13 protein-coding genes are annotated in these 15679 nt (G+C 60.3%); 6 read left to right on the top strand and 7 right to left on the bottom strand.

The features are described from left to right. Positions 1-22 precede the first annotated feature (22 nt). Positions 23-676 (top strand): COG3650 family protein, encoded by a 654-nt coding sequence (locus PSH79_RS06370; RefSeq protein WP_305441772.1) that lies wholly within the window; start codon positions 23-25, stop codon positions 674-676. Positions 677-773: 97 nt separating this feature from the next. Next, the gene (locus PSH79_RS06365; RefSeq protein WP_305441771.1) at positions 774-2387 is read left to right on the top strand and encodes an NAD(P)/FAD-dependent oxidoreductase; all 1614 of its coding nucleotides are present in this window, start codon (positions 774-776) and stop codon (positions 2385-2387) included. A 72-nt stretch (positions 2388-2459) separates the two neighbouring features. On the opposite strand, the gene PSH79_RS06360 is transcribed toward PSH79_RS06365, so the two are convergent. After that, complete coding sequence (locus PSH79_RS06360; RefSeq protein WP_370872610.1) at positions 2460-3554, bottom strand: PLP-dependent cysteine synthase family protein; 1095 nt, start codon at positions 3552-3554, stop codon at positions 2460-2462. Positions 3555-3804: 250 nt separating this feature from the next. On the opposite strand from PSH79_RS06360, the gene nhaA reads away from it, so the two are divergent. The 3 genes from nhaA (at position 3805) to PSH79_RS06345 (ending at position 6708) form a co-directional block, all read left to right on the top strand. Beyond that, positions 3805-4995, top strand: coding sequence for a Na+/H+ antiporter NhaA (gene nhaA / locus PSH79_RS06355; RefSeq protein WP_305441769.1), 1191 nt, complete (start codon positions 3805-3807; stop codon positions 4993-4995). A 257-nt stretch (positions 4996-5252) separates the two neighbouring features. Beyond that, positions 5253-6446 carry an S-type pyocin domain-containing protein gene (locus tag PSH79_RS06350; protein ID WP_305441768.1) on the top strand — a complete coding sequence of 398 codons (1194 nt, stop codon included), beginning with the start codon at positions 5253-5255 and terminating at the stop codon, positions 6444-6446. Between the two features lie 10 nt (positions 6447-6456). Next, positions 6457-6708 carry a pyocin S6 family toxin immunity protein gene (locus PSH79_RS06345; protein WP_305441767.1) on the top strand — a complete coding sequence of 84 codons (252 nt, stop codon included), beginning with the start codon at positions 6457-6459 and terminating at the stop codon, positions 6706-6708. A 77-nt stretch (positions 6709-6785) separates the two neighbouring features. Here the strand turns inward: PSH79_RS06345 and PSH79_RS06340 are convergent, their stop codons facing one another. Beyond that, positions 6786-7250, bottom strand: coding sequence for a glycine zipper 2TM domain-containing protein (locus tag PSH79_RS06340; protein WP_007969461.1), 465 nt, complete (start codon positions 7248-7250; stop codon positions 6786-6788). Between the two features lie 167 nt (positions 7251-7417). Here PSH79_RS06340 and PSH79_RS06335 point away from each other — a divergent pair, with 167 nt between their 5' ends. Next, positions 7418-7654 carry a hypothetical protein gene (locus PSH79_RS06335; protein WP_305441766.1) on the top strand — a complete coding sequence of 79 codons (237 nt, stop codon included), beginning with the start codon at positions 7418-7420 and terminating at the stop codon, positions 7652-7654. A gap of 5 nt (positions 7655-7659) precedes the next feature. Here the strand turns inward: PSH79_RS06335 and pdxH are convergent, their stop codons facing one another. The 5 genes from pdxH to dinG all read right to left on the bottom strand — a co-directional run bounded on the left by pdxH (position 7660) and on the right by dinG (position 15616). Beyond that, positions 7660-8307, bottom strand: coding sequence for a pyridoxamine 5'-phosphate oxidase (gene pdxH, locus PSH79_RS06330; protein ID WP_305441765.1), 648 nt, complete (start codon positions 8305-8307; stop codon positions 7660-7662). Positions 8308-8331: 24 nt separating this feature from the next. Continuing rightward, positions 8332-9429 carry an OmpA family protein gene (locus PSH79_RS06325; protein ID WP_305441764.1) on the bottom strand — a complete coding sequence of 366 codons (1098 nt, stop codon included), beginning with the start codon at positions 9427-9429 and terminating at the stop codon, positions 8332-8334. A gap of 113 nt (positions 9430-9542) precedes the next feature. Continuing rightward, entirely contained in the window at positions 9543-10688 is a 1146-nt protein-coding gene (locus tag PSH79_RS06320) for a serine hydrolase domain-containing protein (protein WP_305441763.1), read from the bottom strand. Between the two features lie 192 nt (positions 10689-10880). Then, positions 10881-13376, bottom strand: a complete 2496-nt coding sequence (locus PSH79_RS06315; protein WP_305441760.1) for a beta-galactosidase — start codon at positions 13374-13376, stop codon at positions 10881-10883. A gap of 95 nt (positions 13377-13471) precedes the next feature. Then, a complete protein-coding gene (gene dinG / locus PSH79_RS06310) occupies positions 13472-15616 on the bottom strand; it encodes an ATP-dependent DNA helicase DinG (protein ID WP_305441758.1) in 2145 nt (714 codons plus the stop codon). Positions 15617-15679: the final 63 nt, after the last annotated feature.

Here is a 15679-nt window from a genome sequence, read left to right as displayed (position 1 = left end):
GCACTTGTCTGGAGAGCCGAAGATGCGTGTTGCCCGTTCGTTAGTCCTTGTTGCCCTGCTGCCGTTGTTTGCCGCCTGCCAGTTGTTCGATGGCCAGCGAGAAAGTGCCTCGCACGTGGGGCAGACGCGGATGCAGGGGCAACTGACCGCTGCCGACGGCAAACTGGTGTTCCAGCCGTGTCAGGATCAACGCCAATACGTGGTCAACGACATCGGCGGCACCAGCGTCTTGCAAGAGGCCGCGACCCTCGCCGATGAACAGGGCAAGTTGTTCGCCGATGTGCGCGGCAAGATCGCCGGTGACCGCCTCGATCTTGCCCAGCTGTATCGGGTCGAACGTTCGGGCACCGCGTGTGACGATCCGAATTTCAAGCTGCTGATTCTGCGCGCCGCCGGCCATAGCCCTGAGTGGAACGTCAAGGTCAGCGGCAAAGGCATGGTCATCGACCGCGACGGCCAGCCCCCGCTCGCCGTCCCTTACGTTGAAGAGCAATTGGGCGACGGTCGCTTCAATCTCAGCAGCGAAGCCAACAACCAGCGCATCGAACTGTGGGTGGCACCGCAACGTTGCGTCGACAGCAGCACCGGCAGCGTGCAGCACATGAGTGCCGAGTTGCGCATCGACGGCCAGGTGCAACGTGGCTGCGGGTATTTCGGCGGATCGCGCAACGACTGAGCGTTTTAGCCTCACCGGATCCGGCCTTTGCGGCTTATAATCGCGGCCTTCAAACGCCCTGGCGCAGTTGTGCGCCCCGCGAACCCGGATCCTCGCCATGTTACGAATCACTGAACTGAAGCTGCCAATCGACCATCCCGAAGAAGACCTGCGCGTTGCCATCGTGCAACGTCTGGGCATCGCCAGCGATGACTTGCTCGATTTCACCTTGTTCAAGCGCAGCTACGATGCGCGCAAAAAGTCCTCCGAACTGTGCTTCATCTACACCATCGACCTCAACGTACGCGACGAGGCCAAAGTGTTGGGCAAGTTCGCCGACGACCGTAACGTCAACGTGGCGCCGGATGTCAGCTACAAATTCGTAGGCGAAGCACCAAGCGACCTGAGCCAGCGCCCTATCGTCGTCGGATTCGGCCCGTGCGGGATCTTTGCCGGCCTGTTACTGGCACAGATGGGCTTCAAGCCGATCGTCCTCGAACGTGGCACCGAAGTGCGTCAGCGCACCAAGGACACCTGGGGCCTGTGGCGTAAAAGCGTGCTCAACCCCGAGTCCAACGTGCAGTTCGGCGAAGGCGGTGCGGGGACGTTCTCTGACGGCAAACTGTACAGCCAGATCAAGGATCCGAAGTTCCTTGGCCGAAAAGTCCTGCACGAGTTCGTCAAGGCCGGCGCACCGGAAGAAATCCTCTACGTCAGCAAGCCGCACATCGGTACGTTCCGTCTGACCGGCATGGTTGAAAACATGCGCGAACAGATCCGTGATCTGGGCGGCGAAGTACGCTTCCAGGAGCGCGTCACCGACGTGCTGATCGACGACGGCCAACTGGTCGGCGTGCAACTGGCCAGCGGCGAAACCCTGCATTCGAAGCACGTGGTTCTGGCCCTAGGCCACAGCGCCCGCGACACCTTCCGCATGCTCCACAGCCGTGGCGTGTTCATGGAAGCCAAGCCGTTCTCGGTGGGTTTTCGCATCGAGCACCCACAGTCGCTGATCGACCGTGCGCGTCTGGGCAAATACGCCGGCCACCCCAAGTTGGGAGCCGCCGACTACAAACTGGTGCACCACGCCAAGAACGGCCGTTCGGTCTACAGCTTCTGCATGTGCCCGGGCGGCACCGTTGTCGCCGCGACGTCCGAGCCGAACCGTGTGGTCACCAATGGCATGAGCCAGTACTCGCGTAACGAGCGCAATGCCAACTCCGGCATCGTCGTCGGCATCACCCCGGAAGTCGATTATCCGGGCGGCCCGCTGGCCGGGATCGAGTTGCAGGAGCGTCTGGAATCCCACGCCTTTATCCTCGGCGGCAGCGACTACAAGGCCCCGGCGCAACTGGTTGGCGACTTCATCAACGACATTCCTTCGACCGAACTGGGTGAAGTCGAGCCGTCCTACAAACCGGGTGTGGCGCTGGGCGATCTGGCCTTGGCGTTACCGGATTTTGCGATTGAAGCGATTCGTGAAGCGCTGCCGGCGTTCGAGAAGCAGATTCGCGGCTACTCGCTGCATGATGCCGTGTTGACCGGGATCGAAACGCGTACTTCGTCACCGCTGCGCATCACTCGTAACGAAACGCTGCAGAGCATGAACGTGAAGGGCTTGTTCCCGGCCGGTGAAGGTGCGGGTTATGCGGGCGGGATTCTGTCGGCGGGGGTTGATGGCATTCGCATCGCAGAAGCCGTGGCGCGCGACATTCTTGGCCTCGAAGCCTGATCAGCTAAATCTGCAACAACGCAAAACCCTGTGGGAGCTGGCCTGCCAGCTCCCACATTTGATTTCGGTTTGTCAGATATTTGCGCGCAACACTGAAGTCGGCAGCGCCTCTCCCCGCTCGGCACTCGCCGCCACCGCCTCAATCAACCCACTCAGCTCATACCCCTGCGCCTTGAGCCAGTCCTGATCGTAATAGGTGTCGGCATAACGCTCGCCGCCATCGCACAGGATCGCCACGATCGACCCCGACTCCCCCGCCGCTTTCATTTGCTGCGCCGCCATCAATGCGCCAATCAGGTTGGTGCCGCTCGAACCGCCGACATGCCGCCCCAGCCGTTGCGCCAGGTAATGCATGGCCGCCAGCGACAAGGCGTCCGGCACCTTGACCATCGCGTCGATCACCTTCGGCAAGAACGACGCTTCCACTCTTGGCCGGCCAATGCCTTCGATCCGCGAACCGCAATCCAGACGCAAACTGGCGTCGCCGCTCTGGTAATAATCGAAGAACACCGAACGCTCGGCATCGGCGCACAGCACGCGGGTGCAGTGCTGGCGATAGCGCACGTAACGACCGAGGGTCGCGGTGGTGCCGCCGGTGCCTGGGCTGGAAATCAACCAGCTCGGTTCTGGGTGTTTCTCGTAGCGCATCTGCTGGAAGATCGACTCGGCGATGTTGTTGTTCGCCCGCCAGTCGGTCGCCCGTTCGGCATAGGTGAACTGGTCGATGAAATGGCCGCCATGCTCTCGAGCCAGGCGCTCGGATTCGGCATAAATCTGCGTCGGATCTTTTACCAGATGGCTCTGGCCACCGTAGAAGGCAATCTGGGCAATCTTCTCTTTCGACGTCGTCGCCGGCATCACCGCAATAAACGGCAGCCCCAGCATCCGCGCGAAATACGCTTCGGAAATCGCCGTCGAACCGCTGGACGCTTCGATCACTGGCGCACCGGGCTTGAGCCAGCCATTACACAGCGCATACAAAAACAGCGAACGGGCCAGTCGATGCTTGAGGCTGCCGGTCGGATGACTGGATTCGTCCTTGAAATACAACTCGATGCCCGCAAAACCCGGCAGCGGCAAGGGGATCAGATGGGTGTCGGCGCTGCGCTGGAAATCCGCTTCGATGATGCGGATGGCTTCGCGGGCCCACTGTCGGGTGTCGCTCATGGTCATGGTTCTCGTTGAATCGGGCAGGAGATCGGCCTCCTGGAAAGGCTCATCCGTCAGCTTAGGAAAAAACCTACATCCCGCAAAGATACAGCTGAGTCTCAATATGTCCGGCAACTGCTAGGCTCAGCGTGGTTGAGGGTAAAGGCGTTGTAACGACATATAACAAAAAAGAATATAACTTTTGTTTTAACAACTAACGGTACGGGTTAGGGTGTTCCACCTTTTGACTTTTCGATGGAGAGCGACCTTGCCTCTGCGTAGCACTTTCACGCGTTTCTTTCAGTTGGAAGCTGCCAGCGGTCTGTTATTGATCGCAGCGGCCATCCTGGCTTTGATTATCAACAACTCGCCATTGTCGTGGCTGTACACCGGTTTGCTCGACACCCCGGTGGTAGCGCAAATTGGCGCGTTGAAAATCGCCAAACCCCTGTTGCTGTGGATCAATGACGGCCTGATGGCGCTGTTCTTCCTGCTGATCGGCCTGGAAGTGAAGCGCGAAGTGCTCGATGGCCAATTGTCCAAGCCTTCGCAGATCGTTCTGCCCGGCGCGGCAGCTGTCGGCGGCATGCTGGTACCGGCGTTGATCTACTGGTTCCTCAATCGCGACAACCCGGCCGCCCTGAGCGGCTGGGCAATCCCCACCGCCACCGACATCGCCTTCGCCCTCGGCGTGCTTGCCCTGCTCGGCAAGCGCGTGCCGGTATCGCTGAAGCTGTTCCTGATGACCTTGGCGATCATTGATGACCTTGGCGCTATCGTGATCATTGCGATTTTCTACTCCGGCGAACTCTCGACCCTGTCGCTGGGGCTGGCAGCAGCGTGTATTGCCGCACTGGTGGCGATGAACCGGCTCGGCGTGGTCAAGCTCGGGCCGTACATGATCATCGGCTTGATCCTGTGGGTTTGTGTACTGAAGAGCGGCGTGCATGCGACGCTGGCCGGTGTGACCCTGGCGTTCTGCATCCCGCTACGGACGAAAAACGCCGAGCCTTCGCCGTTGCTGACGCTGGAACACGCGCTGCATCCGTGGGTCGCCTACGGCATTCTGCCGCTGTTCGCCTTCGCCAACGCCGGCCTGTCACTGAGCGGCGTCACCGTCGAGAGTTTCACCCACCATGTGCCGATGGGCATCGCAGTCGGCCTGCTGCTCGGCAAGACCGTTGGTGTGTTCGGCCTGACATGGCTGGCCGTGAAGATCGGTATCGCCGCCCTGCCCCAAGGCGCCAACTGGGGTCAGGTGCTGGGCGTGGCGATTCTCTGTGGCATCGGATTCACCATGAGCCTGTTTGTCGGCTCTCTGGCCTTTGTTCCGGGTGCAAGTGAATACGCGGGCATGGACCGGATGGGCATTCTGACGGGGTCGATTCTGGCGGCGTTGATCGGGTATGCGGTGACGGCGGCGGCAAGCCGCCGGAACAAAACTTTGCCTAGTGCATAGATCACGCGTGGCGAGGGGATTTATCCCCGATGGACTGCGTAGCAGTCCCCCGCTTTGAGGTAAAGAGCGGGGTCGCTTCGCGCCCCATCGGGGATAAATCCCCTCACCACAAATTAACGTTCAAGCCATTCTCCCGCGACACAGCGAACAATCCCCACGTCTTTAGCGACGCGTCCTACAGCCACCATTTTCCTGCTTCGTTAACGTTGCGCAGCCCTTTGCAAAGGGCTGCCGATGGATGAACGAAAGGACGATCAGTGGCTCGCAACAAGGACATTCCCCGGGTTCCCAACCCACCGCAAGGCGACGGGCATCACGTCACTTACCGCTACATGACGGCCACTGAACTGGCTGCGCGCGACGCCAGACAAAACGCTTACGGCGCCATGCTGGCGCGGCAGGAAGCTTTTGAGCGCAATCGTGAGGTTGCAGCCAAAAAGCCTGATCCCGTGCGCGCCGGATGCGTGTTTGCCAAGTCCTGCAAGTTGCCGGACGCGATCATTGATTACTCCAATCCTTCAGGGATGGTGCCGACCGATAGTTTGAAAGACTACGGCGACCTGATCCTTCTCGGTGCCCGCGAAGCCGATGCCAACGGTACCGTAGCGCTGAAGAAAATCAGCACTACGGCCATCCCGACAGGACTCGGCAATTTTGCTCTGGCCGGATCTGCATTCGAAGCGTTGCCTGCCGTTGCCGCCAGCACTGCTGCTGCCACGTTGGCTGGACTGGTTGCGCTGTTCATGCCCTCGAGCCTTGGCGATAGCGCCCTCTACACCGACGATCAACTGCGCGCCCTGAAACAGGCCCGCACCCGCGTTCGTCTGCGGGTCGAGCAACAGGCAGACGGCAGCCTCAAGGGTTACGGTTTCTACACTGGCAAGAATCGTGATTGGGAAATGGTGGATGTCGTGCAGTTCACTGCGCGCGGCAGCCAGTTCATGGCTGACTTGGGTGAAGGCACCGAACTGCTCTGGACGCCTGCAATGGATGGCTCAGACATCCTCGGTATTCCAGCGCTTGAGGCTGCACCGCAAGCACCGCATATCTGGGTTTATCCACCGACGAAAGCGGCGGATGGAATTCTGGTGAATCCGGTTTATCCGCCGGAGTACCGGGATTTCATTTTGGTTTTTCCGGCGCATTCGGGGATTCGGCCGGTATACATCGTTTTAAGCCGGGCTCGCGACCATATTTACTACGGCCACCCAGAGACACTACCGGCCTTCCCTGACGCAGTTAGAGTAAAGTCGAAATCATCGGTGAAAGGTGGCGGAAAGCAGCGAGCACGGTGGGTAGACCGCAAAGGTCGAATCTATGAATGGGATTACAAAAGTAACGCTGTGGAAAAATACGACAAATTGGGAACGACTCATTTGGGCGAGTTCAATCACCTGACGGGTGAACAAACCGGGCCTGCAGAGCCGAACAGAAGAACTTCTAGAAATTAAGGATTGAAACATGCGTTACCTTTCGATAACCGGCTTTTACCCTGATGACGCTCAAGATGACTCTTTGCAATTCGAGTTGTATATCAAAGATAACGAGATGAACGAAAAAGTTGCACAGCTCATTGAGTCTAAGCCCCTGAATGAATTGGAACCCGGAGAGCTGTTATTGACTACAGATCAAGTCAATGCGCTGGAAACTCTTCTCAAAGTTAGCCTCCCGAAGGGTTTGGAGTTCTTCATGGGCACCTGTGCTGATTACTAACTTACCGAATTGGAAGAAAAAATAAAAAACCCCGACCAGTCACCTGATCGGGGTTTTCTTTTGCCGCTCGTTCCCGCTTAGTGCGAAACGCGGCTGGTTCCGCCAACGGTGGAGATGCGTACGCGCTCGCCAACACGGAACACTTCATTCTCCTGAACCTGCTGCACGTAGGCGCGCATGCTGCCGTCGTCTTCGCGCACAGTGATTTCAACACCTTGGGTGCGCGTCAGGCCTTCTTCGGTTGCCGAACCGATCAGACCACCAGCCACCGCACCGATGACCGCAGCAACGATGCTGCCCTTGCCGCCGCCGATGGCGCTGCCGCCGACACCGCCAACCACTGCGCCAGCAGCGCCGCCGATCGGGGTCTTGGTGCCTTCGATTTTCACCGGACGCAGGGATTCGATGGTGCCCATGCGAATCGTCTGCACGCGACGCGCTTCGTCACGGGAGTAGGAGTCACCGGTCAGGCTCGATTGGCAACCGGTAAGCAACATCGCCATCGTGGAAAAGGAAGCAACCAGCAGAACAGACTTACGCATAGCATCAACTCCAAAGGACAGGTATTCATTAAACTCCGCAGCTTGACGCCTGTCACGGCGCCGCCCGGATAAAATTGCTTTCATTCAGGCCCGGTACAGGTGCCCTGCGAACTCACCCAACATTAGCGCCAAATTCCATTTCTTGCGCCGCCGACCCAAGGATTTTCATGGATTACTTCATCATTATCGTCACCACCGTCGCCGGTCTGTACTTCCACTGGTGGCTATACGTACGGATCAAACGCTGGATGGATCGCGATCTGGCGTTGTCGCTGGCCGGCAAGGATGAAGGCAAACGCGTTTTTATGCTCGAACAATTGGCCCATGCACAAGAGCAGAAGATCAAGCGTCGGGACCTGCCGAAGTGGCTTGAGGCCGCTGCGGCAGGCTATCCCGCTCGGTAGACTGCTTAAGGTGCCAGACGTTCAAGAATCCAGTCGGCGCCCTGCAAACGGTAGTTGAGGCGATCGTGCAGACGGCTCGGACGGCCCTGCCAGAATTCGATGCGCTCGGGCAGCAAGCGATAACCACCCCAGTGTTCCGGGCAGTCAGGCTGGGTGTCGCTGAAGCGTTGCTCGGTGGCCTTGAGCAAATCTTCCAGCTCCCCACGCCCGTTGATCACCCGGCTCTGCGGTGATGCCCAGGCACCGAGTCGGCTGCCCAGTGGACGCACCTGGTAATACGCATCGGATTCTTGCGGGGTGACTTTCACCACCCGACCTTCGATGCGCACCTGGCGCTCAAGGGTCGGCCAGAAGAAGGTCATGGCGGCAAACGGATTGGCCGCCAGATGCTGGCCCTTGGCGCTGTCGTAGTTGGTGAAGAAAGTGAAACCCTGCTCGTCCAGGCCCTTGAGCAGCAGAATGCGGCAATGCGGACGACCGTCTGCATCAACCGTGGCCAGGGTCAAGGCGTTGGCTTCCACCGGCGCCTGCTCGGTTTTCACCGCGTCGGCGAACCATTGGTGGAACAGCGCAAACGGCTCGGCCGGGGCTTGCGCCTCGGTCAAGCCATCCCGGGTGTAATCACGACGCATATCTGCCAGAGCCTGGGTCATGGCGCATTCCTTTTCGTTAGCGGATTACTTCTTGGTGGCATCGGTCGCGGCGACTTTCTTGTCGGTCGCGGCGGCTTTGGCTGGAGCGGTTTTCTTCGCGGGAGCCTTCGCCGGTGCCTTCTTGGCTGGAGCCTTGGCGGCGGCTTTCTTCGCCGGGGCTTTCTTGGTGGCCGGCACAGCAGCTTTTTTCGCGGCTGGCGCCGGGGTTACCGGTTTGGCCACTGGCTTGACGTCCTGCGCAGCAACCAGGGTCACTGGCTTCGGCGCTGGCATGTTGTATTTGCTCAGCAGCGCAACCATGGTGTTCTGCGGAGTCACCAGCATTTCAACGCGACGGTTGAGGGCACGACCTTCAACGCTGTCATTGGCGGCACGCGGGGCTTCAGAACCCATGCCACGCAGCATCAGGCGATCGCGCTGCAAGCCGCTGAGACGGAAGATCGCCGCAATGGCCTGGGCACGTTCCTGACTCAATTTGATATTGGCCGGAGCAGCGCCACTGGAGTCGCTGTGACCGAGTACCAGCACGGCGGTTTTCGGGTCGGCTTCAAGAATTTTAGCCACACGGGTGAACGGACCGAGAGTGACGGGCAGCAGCATCGCCGGACGATCAGGGTTGAACGAGCCTTCCACCGGCGCGGTCACGACCAGCACGTTGTCGCGGCGTTCGAGTTGCAGATTGCTGTCCTGGATAGCGGTGCGCAGGCGCGGCTCGTAATCATCCAGCCAAGCTTGAGTGACTTTCGGATCCGGCATCGGTACGACTTTGGCGGTGTCCTGATCCTTGCCGCCGAACGGCCACCACCACTTGCCACCCTTGTCTGCCTCGGCTTTGGCCACTTCAACCGGTTTGGCTACAGGTTTTACCTCAGGCTTTACATCTGCCTTGGCAGCCGAATCGCTGGAGCCGAACGGCCAATACCATGGGTTGCTGCTTTCAGCGTTGACAACCGGCGCGGTAGCAGCAGGTTTCAAAGGCGCGGGAGCCGACTCTTTGGCTGCCACTTTGTCGGAGGAACCGAACGGCCACCAACTGCCGCCGTCCGCATCGTTTTTAGGAGTCTGTGCACAACCTGTGATCGCAACACACAGGGCCAGGGCGAGTGTCTTTTTAGATGACATTGAAAATCCACAAAATGAAGTAATGAAAAATCAGAGCACTTTCGCCCGGATAAACTGTCGCTTTGAATCGAAAAACCCGTCGAGGTTCCGGCCCTGGAACCTCTGGTGACGCTTTACAGACAAGTGGCAAGCACCCGCGCGAGCTTCTGCGCGCGCGGGTCCATCAAGACGTACGGCCCAAGGGTATTTGTCACAAAACCAAATGCGACATCATGCTCAGGGTCAGCAAAACCGATCGAGCCGCCCGCCCCCGGATGGCCGAATGCTCGTGGGCCAAGGCCGTAGGTAGCGTTCGGCACGTCCGGTTGATCGAGCATGCAGCCCAGACCAAAACGGGTGCGAGTCAGCAAGGTCTTGTCTTCGCCGAGGCTGTGTTCGCGGGTCAGCTCTTCAAGCATGTCGCTTTCGAGCAGGCTGCCGTCGAGCAAACCGGCGTAGAACCCGGCCAGGCTGCGTGCATTGCCGTGACCGTTGGCCGCCGGCTGCTGCATGCGCCGCCATTCCGGTTTGTTGGTGCTGGTCAGCACCGACGGTGGATTGGTGAAGGCGCGGGTGGTCATGGCGGTCGGTTCGCGCATCGTCACTTGCAGCAGACGCTGAGCGGCGGCGTCGCCGGCATTGCCTTTGCCGCGAGCAATGTGCGCCACACGATGGAATTCTTCGTCGGCGAGACCGACGTGGAAATCCAGACCCAATGGTTTGGCGACACGGGCAACGATGGATTCCCCCGGCCCGCGACCATCAGCACGACGGAGCAATTCGCCGATCAACCAGCCGTAAGTGATCGCGGCATAGCCGTGGCCAGTGCCCGGCGACCACCAGGGTGCTTCGGCCGCGAGGGCGTCGACCATGGTTTGCCATTCATAAAGGGCTTCGGGCGCCAGCAGTTCGCGCAGGGCCGGCAGACCGGCCTGATGGCAGAGCAATTGACGCAGGGTAACGGATTCTTTGCCGGCGGCGGCAAATTCGGGCCAGTAGCGGGCAACGGGAACGTCCAGTTGCAACTTGCCTTCGCCGACCAACTGCAGCGCCGTGACGGCGGTGAAGGTTTTGGTGCAGGAGAACAGGTTGGCGATGGTATCGCTGTGCCAGGCCTCGGCGCCGTCCTTGTCGGCGGTGCCGGACCAGAGGTCGAGGACGGTTTCTCCGCCGACCTTGATGCACAAAGCTGCGCCGCGTTCCTGGGGATCGTCGAACAGTGCGGCGAATGCCTCGCGCACTGCTTCGAATTGAAGCTCGTAATGTCCCTGAATCTGCACCCGCAACTCCCCCGCGAAAACGCTCTACAAAGTGGCCCGCATTGTTCCAGCCCTTGAGGGTTTTGGGAACCGCTGTGGGCTGGGCGGTCGGATCAAAAGCAAGATCAAAAGATCGCAGCCTGCAGCAACTCCCAAGAACAACGCGTCCCATGCAAGAGCCGCCGAAGGCTGCGATCTTTAGCGCATCACGCCTTAATGACCATTGCCCGAATGCCCACCGGCATGGCCAGCACCCTGCCCCGGGCCTTTGCCGGCCTCACCTTTCCTGCCGCCTTCGGCTTCATGGACCGCCGCGGCTTTCTCCGCCTGTTTGCCAAGCTGATCAACCGCCTGCAAATTGCTCTTGCGCACCGCTTCGACAAAGCCCTGATACGGCAGATCCGTCACGCCGACCAGACCGAAGTGGCCGTTCTCGCCATCCAGTAGACGCCCGGTCACCGGTTGATCCAGATACTGGAACCAGTGCACGCCGACAATCGACGGTTCGCTCAACGCCTGTTTGAGGAAGTTGGCGTAGGCCGCGCCGCGATCTTCTTCCTTGGCCAGTTGCGTCACGCCGCCCCAGAACGGGCCGCGATCAGCAGAGCCGAAGTTGAACTCGGTAATCAGTACCGGTTTGTCCAGAGCGTTCAGCGCGGCGAAGTCATAGCCGTCTTGCGGCTTGAGGGTGTACATGTTGAAGCTCAGCACGTCGCAATACTGCGCGCAGGAGGCCACGGCTTCCGGGGTGCTGATGGCAAAACGGCCGCCGAGCAGCAGTTGATTCGGCGCGTGCCATTTCAGCGAGTCGGAGATGGTCTTGAAGTAGGTATCGGCGAAGACCTTCTGGAAGTATTTGAAGTCAGCCTCGATTTCCGGGTGCTCCGGATTCGGCAGCGGCGGCACGAAGCCCGGATCTTCCATCAATTCCCACGCCGGCAGGTCAATGCCCCAGGCTTTCGACAACCCCGCCTGATTGCGGTATTTGTCGCGCAGTTGCTTGAGAAACGCGCGCTTGGCCGGCACGTCAGTGGTCATTTTCAAGGTGCCGTAAGCCAGTGCGTAGCGCGATTGCGGATCGTTGCCCGCACCCGCCCAGGCCAATTCGTTGTCGGCGAAGTAACCGATCAGCCAGGGATCGTCGCGGTGATCGCGAGCGGCGATGGCCACGGCGCGCTCGGTGGCCATCGCGAAACGCGGGTCGAACGGGTCAGGCATGGCGCCCCACCAGTCGTTGCCTGTACTGATGCTGGCGTAATCGCCGACGATCGCCAACGGCAGGGTGTAGGGCACGCGTTCCGCGTCGCTCAGCGAGTCAGCACTCCAGTTGCCGACCGTGTTGAAGCCCCAGCCTTGCAGCCGATCCAGGGCGTGGCTGGCCCACTTCTGCTCATCGACCGTGGCGGTGCACGGAGTAGTGACGGGTTGATCAGCAGCTTTTTCAGCCGTCGTCGCCACGGCGTCGGTTTTCGCCGCTTCGGCGACACCGGACTTCGCCTCGTTCGACTCTGGCGCAGGCTCGGCCGCTTTCACTGCGGTCTGTTCAACCGCACCCGCCTTGGCCGCTTCAGCGATTCCGGCCTTGGTGTCGCTGTCCGGTTTGCAGGGTTCGCCGTAAACCCGCTGCAGGTTAGCGCCATAGAAGTCATACCAGCGTCCGCTGCCGTAGCCTCGGCCCTGATCGGCGCCGTTGCCGCCACGGTTGTCGCCCTCGCCAAAGTGAATGGCGAGCGGTTCGTCGGGTTTTGGCAGAGACTCGAACATCCACTCGCGCCCGGCCACGTAGGTCTGGTTGACCTCGGGACTGATGGTGTTGACGCCCAGGGAATAGAACGGATGCCCTTCTGGCGTCACCAGGTACCAGCGGCCATCACGTTTTTCGGTGCGGAAGAAACCGCTGGCCTTGAACGCCGGGCCTTTGCTCCAGCCGCCGAACTTGTCCAGCGAGGACTTCTCGCGCTCGGCCAGCCAGGTTTTCAGCTGTTGCTGCTCTTTGGCTGCGGCGGATTTGAGCTGTTCGTCACTGGCAATTTTTTCCGGCCATTTGCTGCGGGTCGATTGCCCGTAAGCGTCGACCAGATTGCCGTACACCGCTTGCGTGACCGTATCGCCATCCTGCACGCCGAAGCGCTCAAGCAACAGGCTCTGAGCGACTTTCGGCTGATCCATCGACAGGCTCACCGACACCACTTGGCTGCGATCGATTTCACCGGCGCTGCTGGCGAGCAGAATCCGCTGGCCATCAACGGTCATTGGCATCGGTGGCCCGGCTTTCATGCCCTTGCTAAGCGGCGTGGTCGCCACCAACGGCACCAGCAAGGTCTGCGCCGGGCCGGCCGGCAGGTCGACGCGGCTGGTCAATGTCTGGCCATTGTTGCTCTGGATCTGCACGTAGACCGTCACGGCCCAGTTCATCGCGCTTTGAATGCGCAGGCTCATCATGCCGGACTGCGACCAGTCCCAGGCGCCGGTTTGCGGGGTCAGGCGCAAGGTCGGGCGGGCCACCGGGTTGAAGGTCACGCGTCGCAGCACTTCACCTTCAGGAGTTTGCTCGGCGTTGGCTTGCGGCAAGTCGGCGTTTTCAGTGGCGATTTTCACCACGTCGGCGGGACGGACAAAGTTGAACAGCGTTTGCTGGGCAGCAGGCGCCGCCAGCAACGGGGCAGCGAAGATCAAGGCAAACACGGCAGGCAACGAACGGCGGATCATAAGAACGGAGTTCTCCCTAACGACCAACAATGGCCAATGGAAAAGCGATGGCAGAGAGATAGACAACACAGTGGGCAAAACTGCCCACTGTTGTCTCAGGATATTTCACGACGGAATGGTGGCAACGCATTGAGGATCGCCTTGCCGTAGCGCTGGGTGACCAGGCGCCGATCCAGCAAAGTGATGGTGCCGCGGTCTTCTTCGGTACGCAGCAAACGGCCGCAGGCCTGGACCAGTTTCAGCGACGCATCGGGCACGGAGATTTCCATGAACGGATTGCCGCCCCGCGCCTCGATCCACTCAGACAGCGCAGCCTCGACCGGATCATCGGGCACCGAGAACGGGATCTTGGCGATCACCACGTGTTCGCAATACGCGCCCGGCAAGTCAACGCCTTCGGCGAAACTGGCCAGACCGAAGAGCACGCTGGAATCGCCGCCATCGACACGCGCCTTGTGCTTGTTCAGGGTTTCCTGTTTCGACAGGTTGCCTTGAATGAACACTTGCTTGCGCCAGTCGCGGTCGAGGCCGTCGAATACGTCCTGCATCTGCTTGCGCGAAGAGAACAACACCAGCGTACCCCGCGAGCCTTCCACCAGATCCGGCAACTCGCGAATAATCGCGGCGGTGTGGGCGGCGGCGTCGCGCGGATCGGCCTTCAGATCCGGCACCCGCAACACGCCAGCGTCGGCATGGTGGAACGGGCTCGGCACCACGGCGGTGACAGCTTTTTTCGGCAGGCCGGCCCGCATGCGGAAGCGGTCGAAAGTGCCGAGCGCGGTCAGCGTTGCCGAAGTCACCAGACAACCGTACGCCACGTTCCACAGGCTGCGCCGTAAGGTTTCGGCCGCCAGGATCGGACTGGCGTTGACCTCGATGTCGAACAGCGACCCGCTCTCGGCCAGAGTCAGCCAGCGGGCCATAGGCGGGCTGTCTTCCGGGTCTTCGGCGGTGAACGCCGTCCACAGTTCCCAGTTGCCCGACGCCCGGGACAACAGGCTGCCAAACAGCGGATACCACTCTTCGGCCTGGTTACTGGCGATGCCGATGTTGACCTCGCCATCCATGCCTTCCTTGAGCAGGTCGGTCAGACGGGTGAACAAATCGTTGAGACGGGAGAAGCCTTTTTTCAGCTCGATGCCCATTTCGCGCATGTGTTCGGGAATCACCCCGGCAACAAAGCGATGGCGTGGCCGTTCGCGACCTTCGACGTCTTCACCGGGTTTGAAATCGGCGATCTGCTCGCAGGCGCTGAACATGAACTGCTGCTGAGTCTTGATCTCCCGCGCCAGCTCCGGCACCTGCTCGATCAATTTGCCGAGATCGCCCGGCAGCGGATGCTGGGCCAGCAGTTTGGTGAGGTTCTTGGCGGTGGTTTCCAGCCAGTCGGCAGTGGACCGCAGGCGCGTGTAATGGGCGAAGTGACCGATCGCCTTGTCCGGCAGGTGATGGCCTTCGTCGAACACGTAAATGGTGTCGCGCGGATCCGGCAGCACGGCACCGCCGCCCAATGCGAGGTCAGCCAGGACCATGTCGTGGTTGGTGACAATCACGTCGACCTTGCCCATGCCTTCGCGGGCCTTGTAGAAGGCGCACTGACCGAAGTTCGGGCAATGGCGGTTGGTGCATTGGCTGTGATCCGTGGTCAGGCGCGCCCAGTCGGCGTCTTCCAGAGCATTGGGCCAACTGTCGCGGTCGCCGTCCCATTTATTGCCGGCAAGTTTCTCGATCATGCTGGTGAAGAGCTTCTGACTGGCTTCATCAACCTCGATCTTGAAGCCTTCTTCTTCGAACAGCTGGGCAGTTGCGGTCTGCGCATGGCCTTCCTGCAACAGCATGTCGAGCTTGGACAGGCACATGTAGCGGCCACGGCCCTTGGCCAGGGCAAAGCTGAAGTTCAGCCCGCTGTTGCGCATCAGGTCGGGCAAATCCTTGTAGACGATCTGCTCTTGCAGGGCCACGGTCGCGGTGGCGATGACCAGACGCTTGCCGGCCAGTTTCGCCGTAGGAATTGCCGCCAGGCTGTACGCCACGGTCTTGCCGGTACCGGTGCCGGCTTCCACCGCAACAATTGCGGGGTCGCCACTGCGCCGGCCTTCGTCGTCGGTGTCGATATCCCCGAGGACTTTGGCGATTTCAGCGATCATCAGACGCTGGCCGTAACGCGGCTTGAGGCTCTTGGCCTCTAGAAAACGCGAGTAGGCGCCCTGGATCGTGGTTTTGAGTTCAGTGCTGATCATGGATTGTCGGGCGCAAAAAACGCTGGATAAATTTTCAGTGGTTTCGGATGGCGGCTATCATAC

This window comes from Pseudomonas sp. FP2196 (assembly GCF_030687715.1).
Classification (GTDB): domain Bacteria; phylum Pseudomonadota; class Gammaproteobacteria; order Pseudomonadales; family Pseudomonadaceae; genus Aquipseudomonas.
This window is presented reverse-complemented; position numbering and strand designations above follow the sequence as displayed.

Coding starts and splice junctions, on each gene's coding strand:
- PSH79_RS06370 (WP_305441772.1), top strand. CDS start 23: ATGCGTGTTGCCCGTTCGTTAGTCCTTGTTGCCCTGCTGCCGTTGTTT.
- PSH79_RS06335 (WP_305441766.1), top strand. CDS start 7,418: ATGGATTACTTCATCATTATCGTCACCACCGTCGCCGGTCTGTACTTC.
- PSH79_RS06340 (WP_007969461.1), bottom strand. CDS start 7,250: ATGCGTAAGTCTGTTCTGCTGGTTGCTTCCTTTTCCACGATGGCGATG.
- dinG (WP_305441758.1), bottom strand. CDS start 15,616: ATGATCAGCACTGAACTCAAAACCACGATCCAGGGCGCCTACTCGCGT.
- PSH79_RS06365 (WP_305441771.1), top strand. CDS start 774: ATGTTACGAATCACTGAACTGAAGCTGCCAATCGACCATCCCGAAGAA.
- pdxH (WP_305441765.1), bottom strand. CDS start 8,307: ATGACCCAGGCTCTGGCAGATATGCGTCGTGATTACACCCGGGATGGC.
- PSH79_RS06325 (WP_305441764.1), bottom strand. CDS start 9,429: ATGTCATCTAAAAAGACACTCGCCCTGGCCCTGTGTGTTGCGATCACA.
- PSH79_RS06315 (WP_305441760.1), bottom strand. CDS start 13,376: ATGATCCGCCGTTCGTTGCCTGCCGTGTTTGCCTTGATCTTCGCTGCC.
- PSH79_RS06360 (WP_370872610.1), bottom strand. CDS start 3,554: ATGAGCGACACCCGACAGTGGGCCCGCGAAGCCATCCGCATCATCGAA.
- PSH79_RS06345 (WP_305441767.1), top strand. CDS start 6,457: ATGCGTTACCTTTCGATAACCGGCTTTTACCCTGATGACGCTCAAGAT.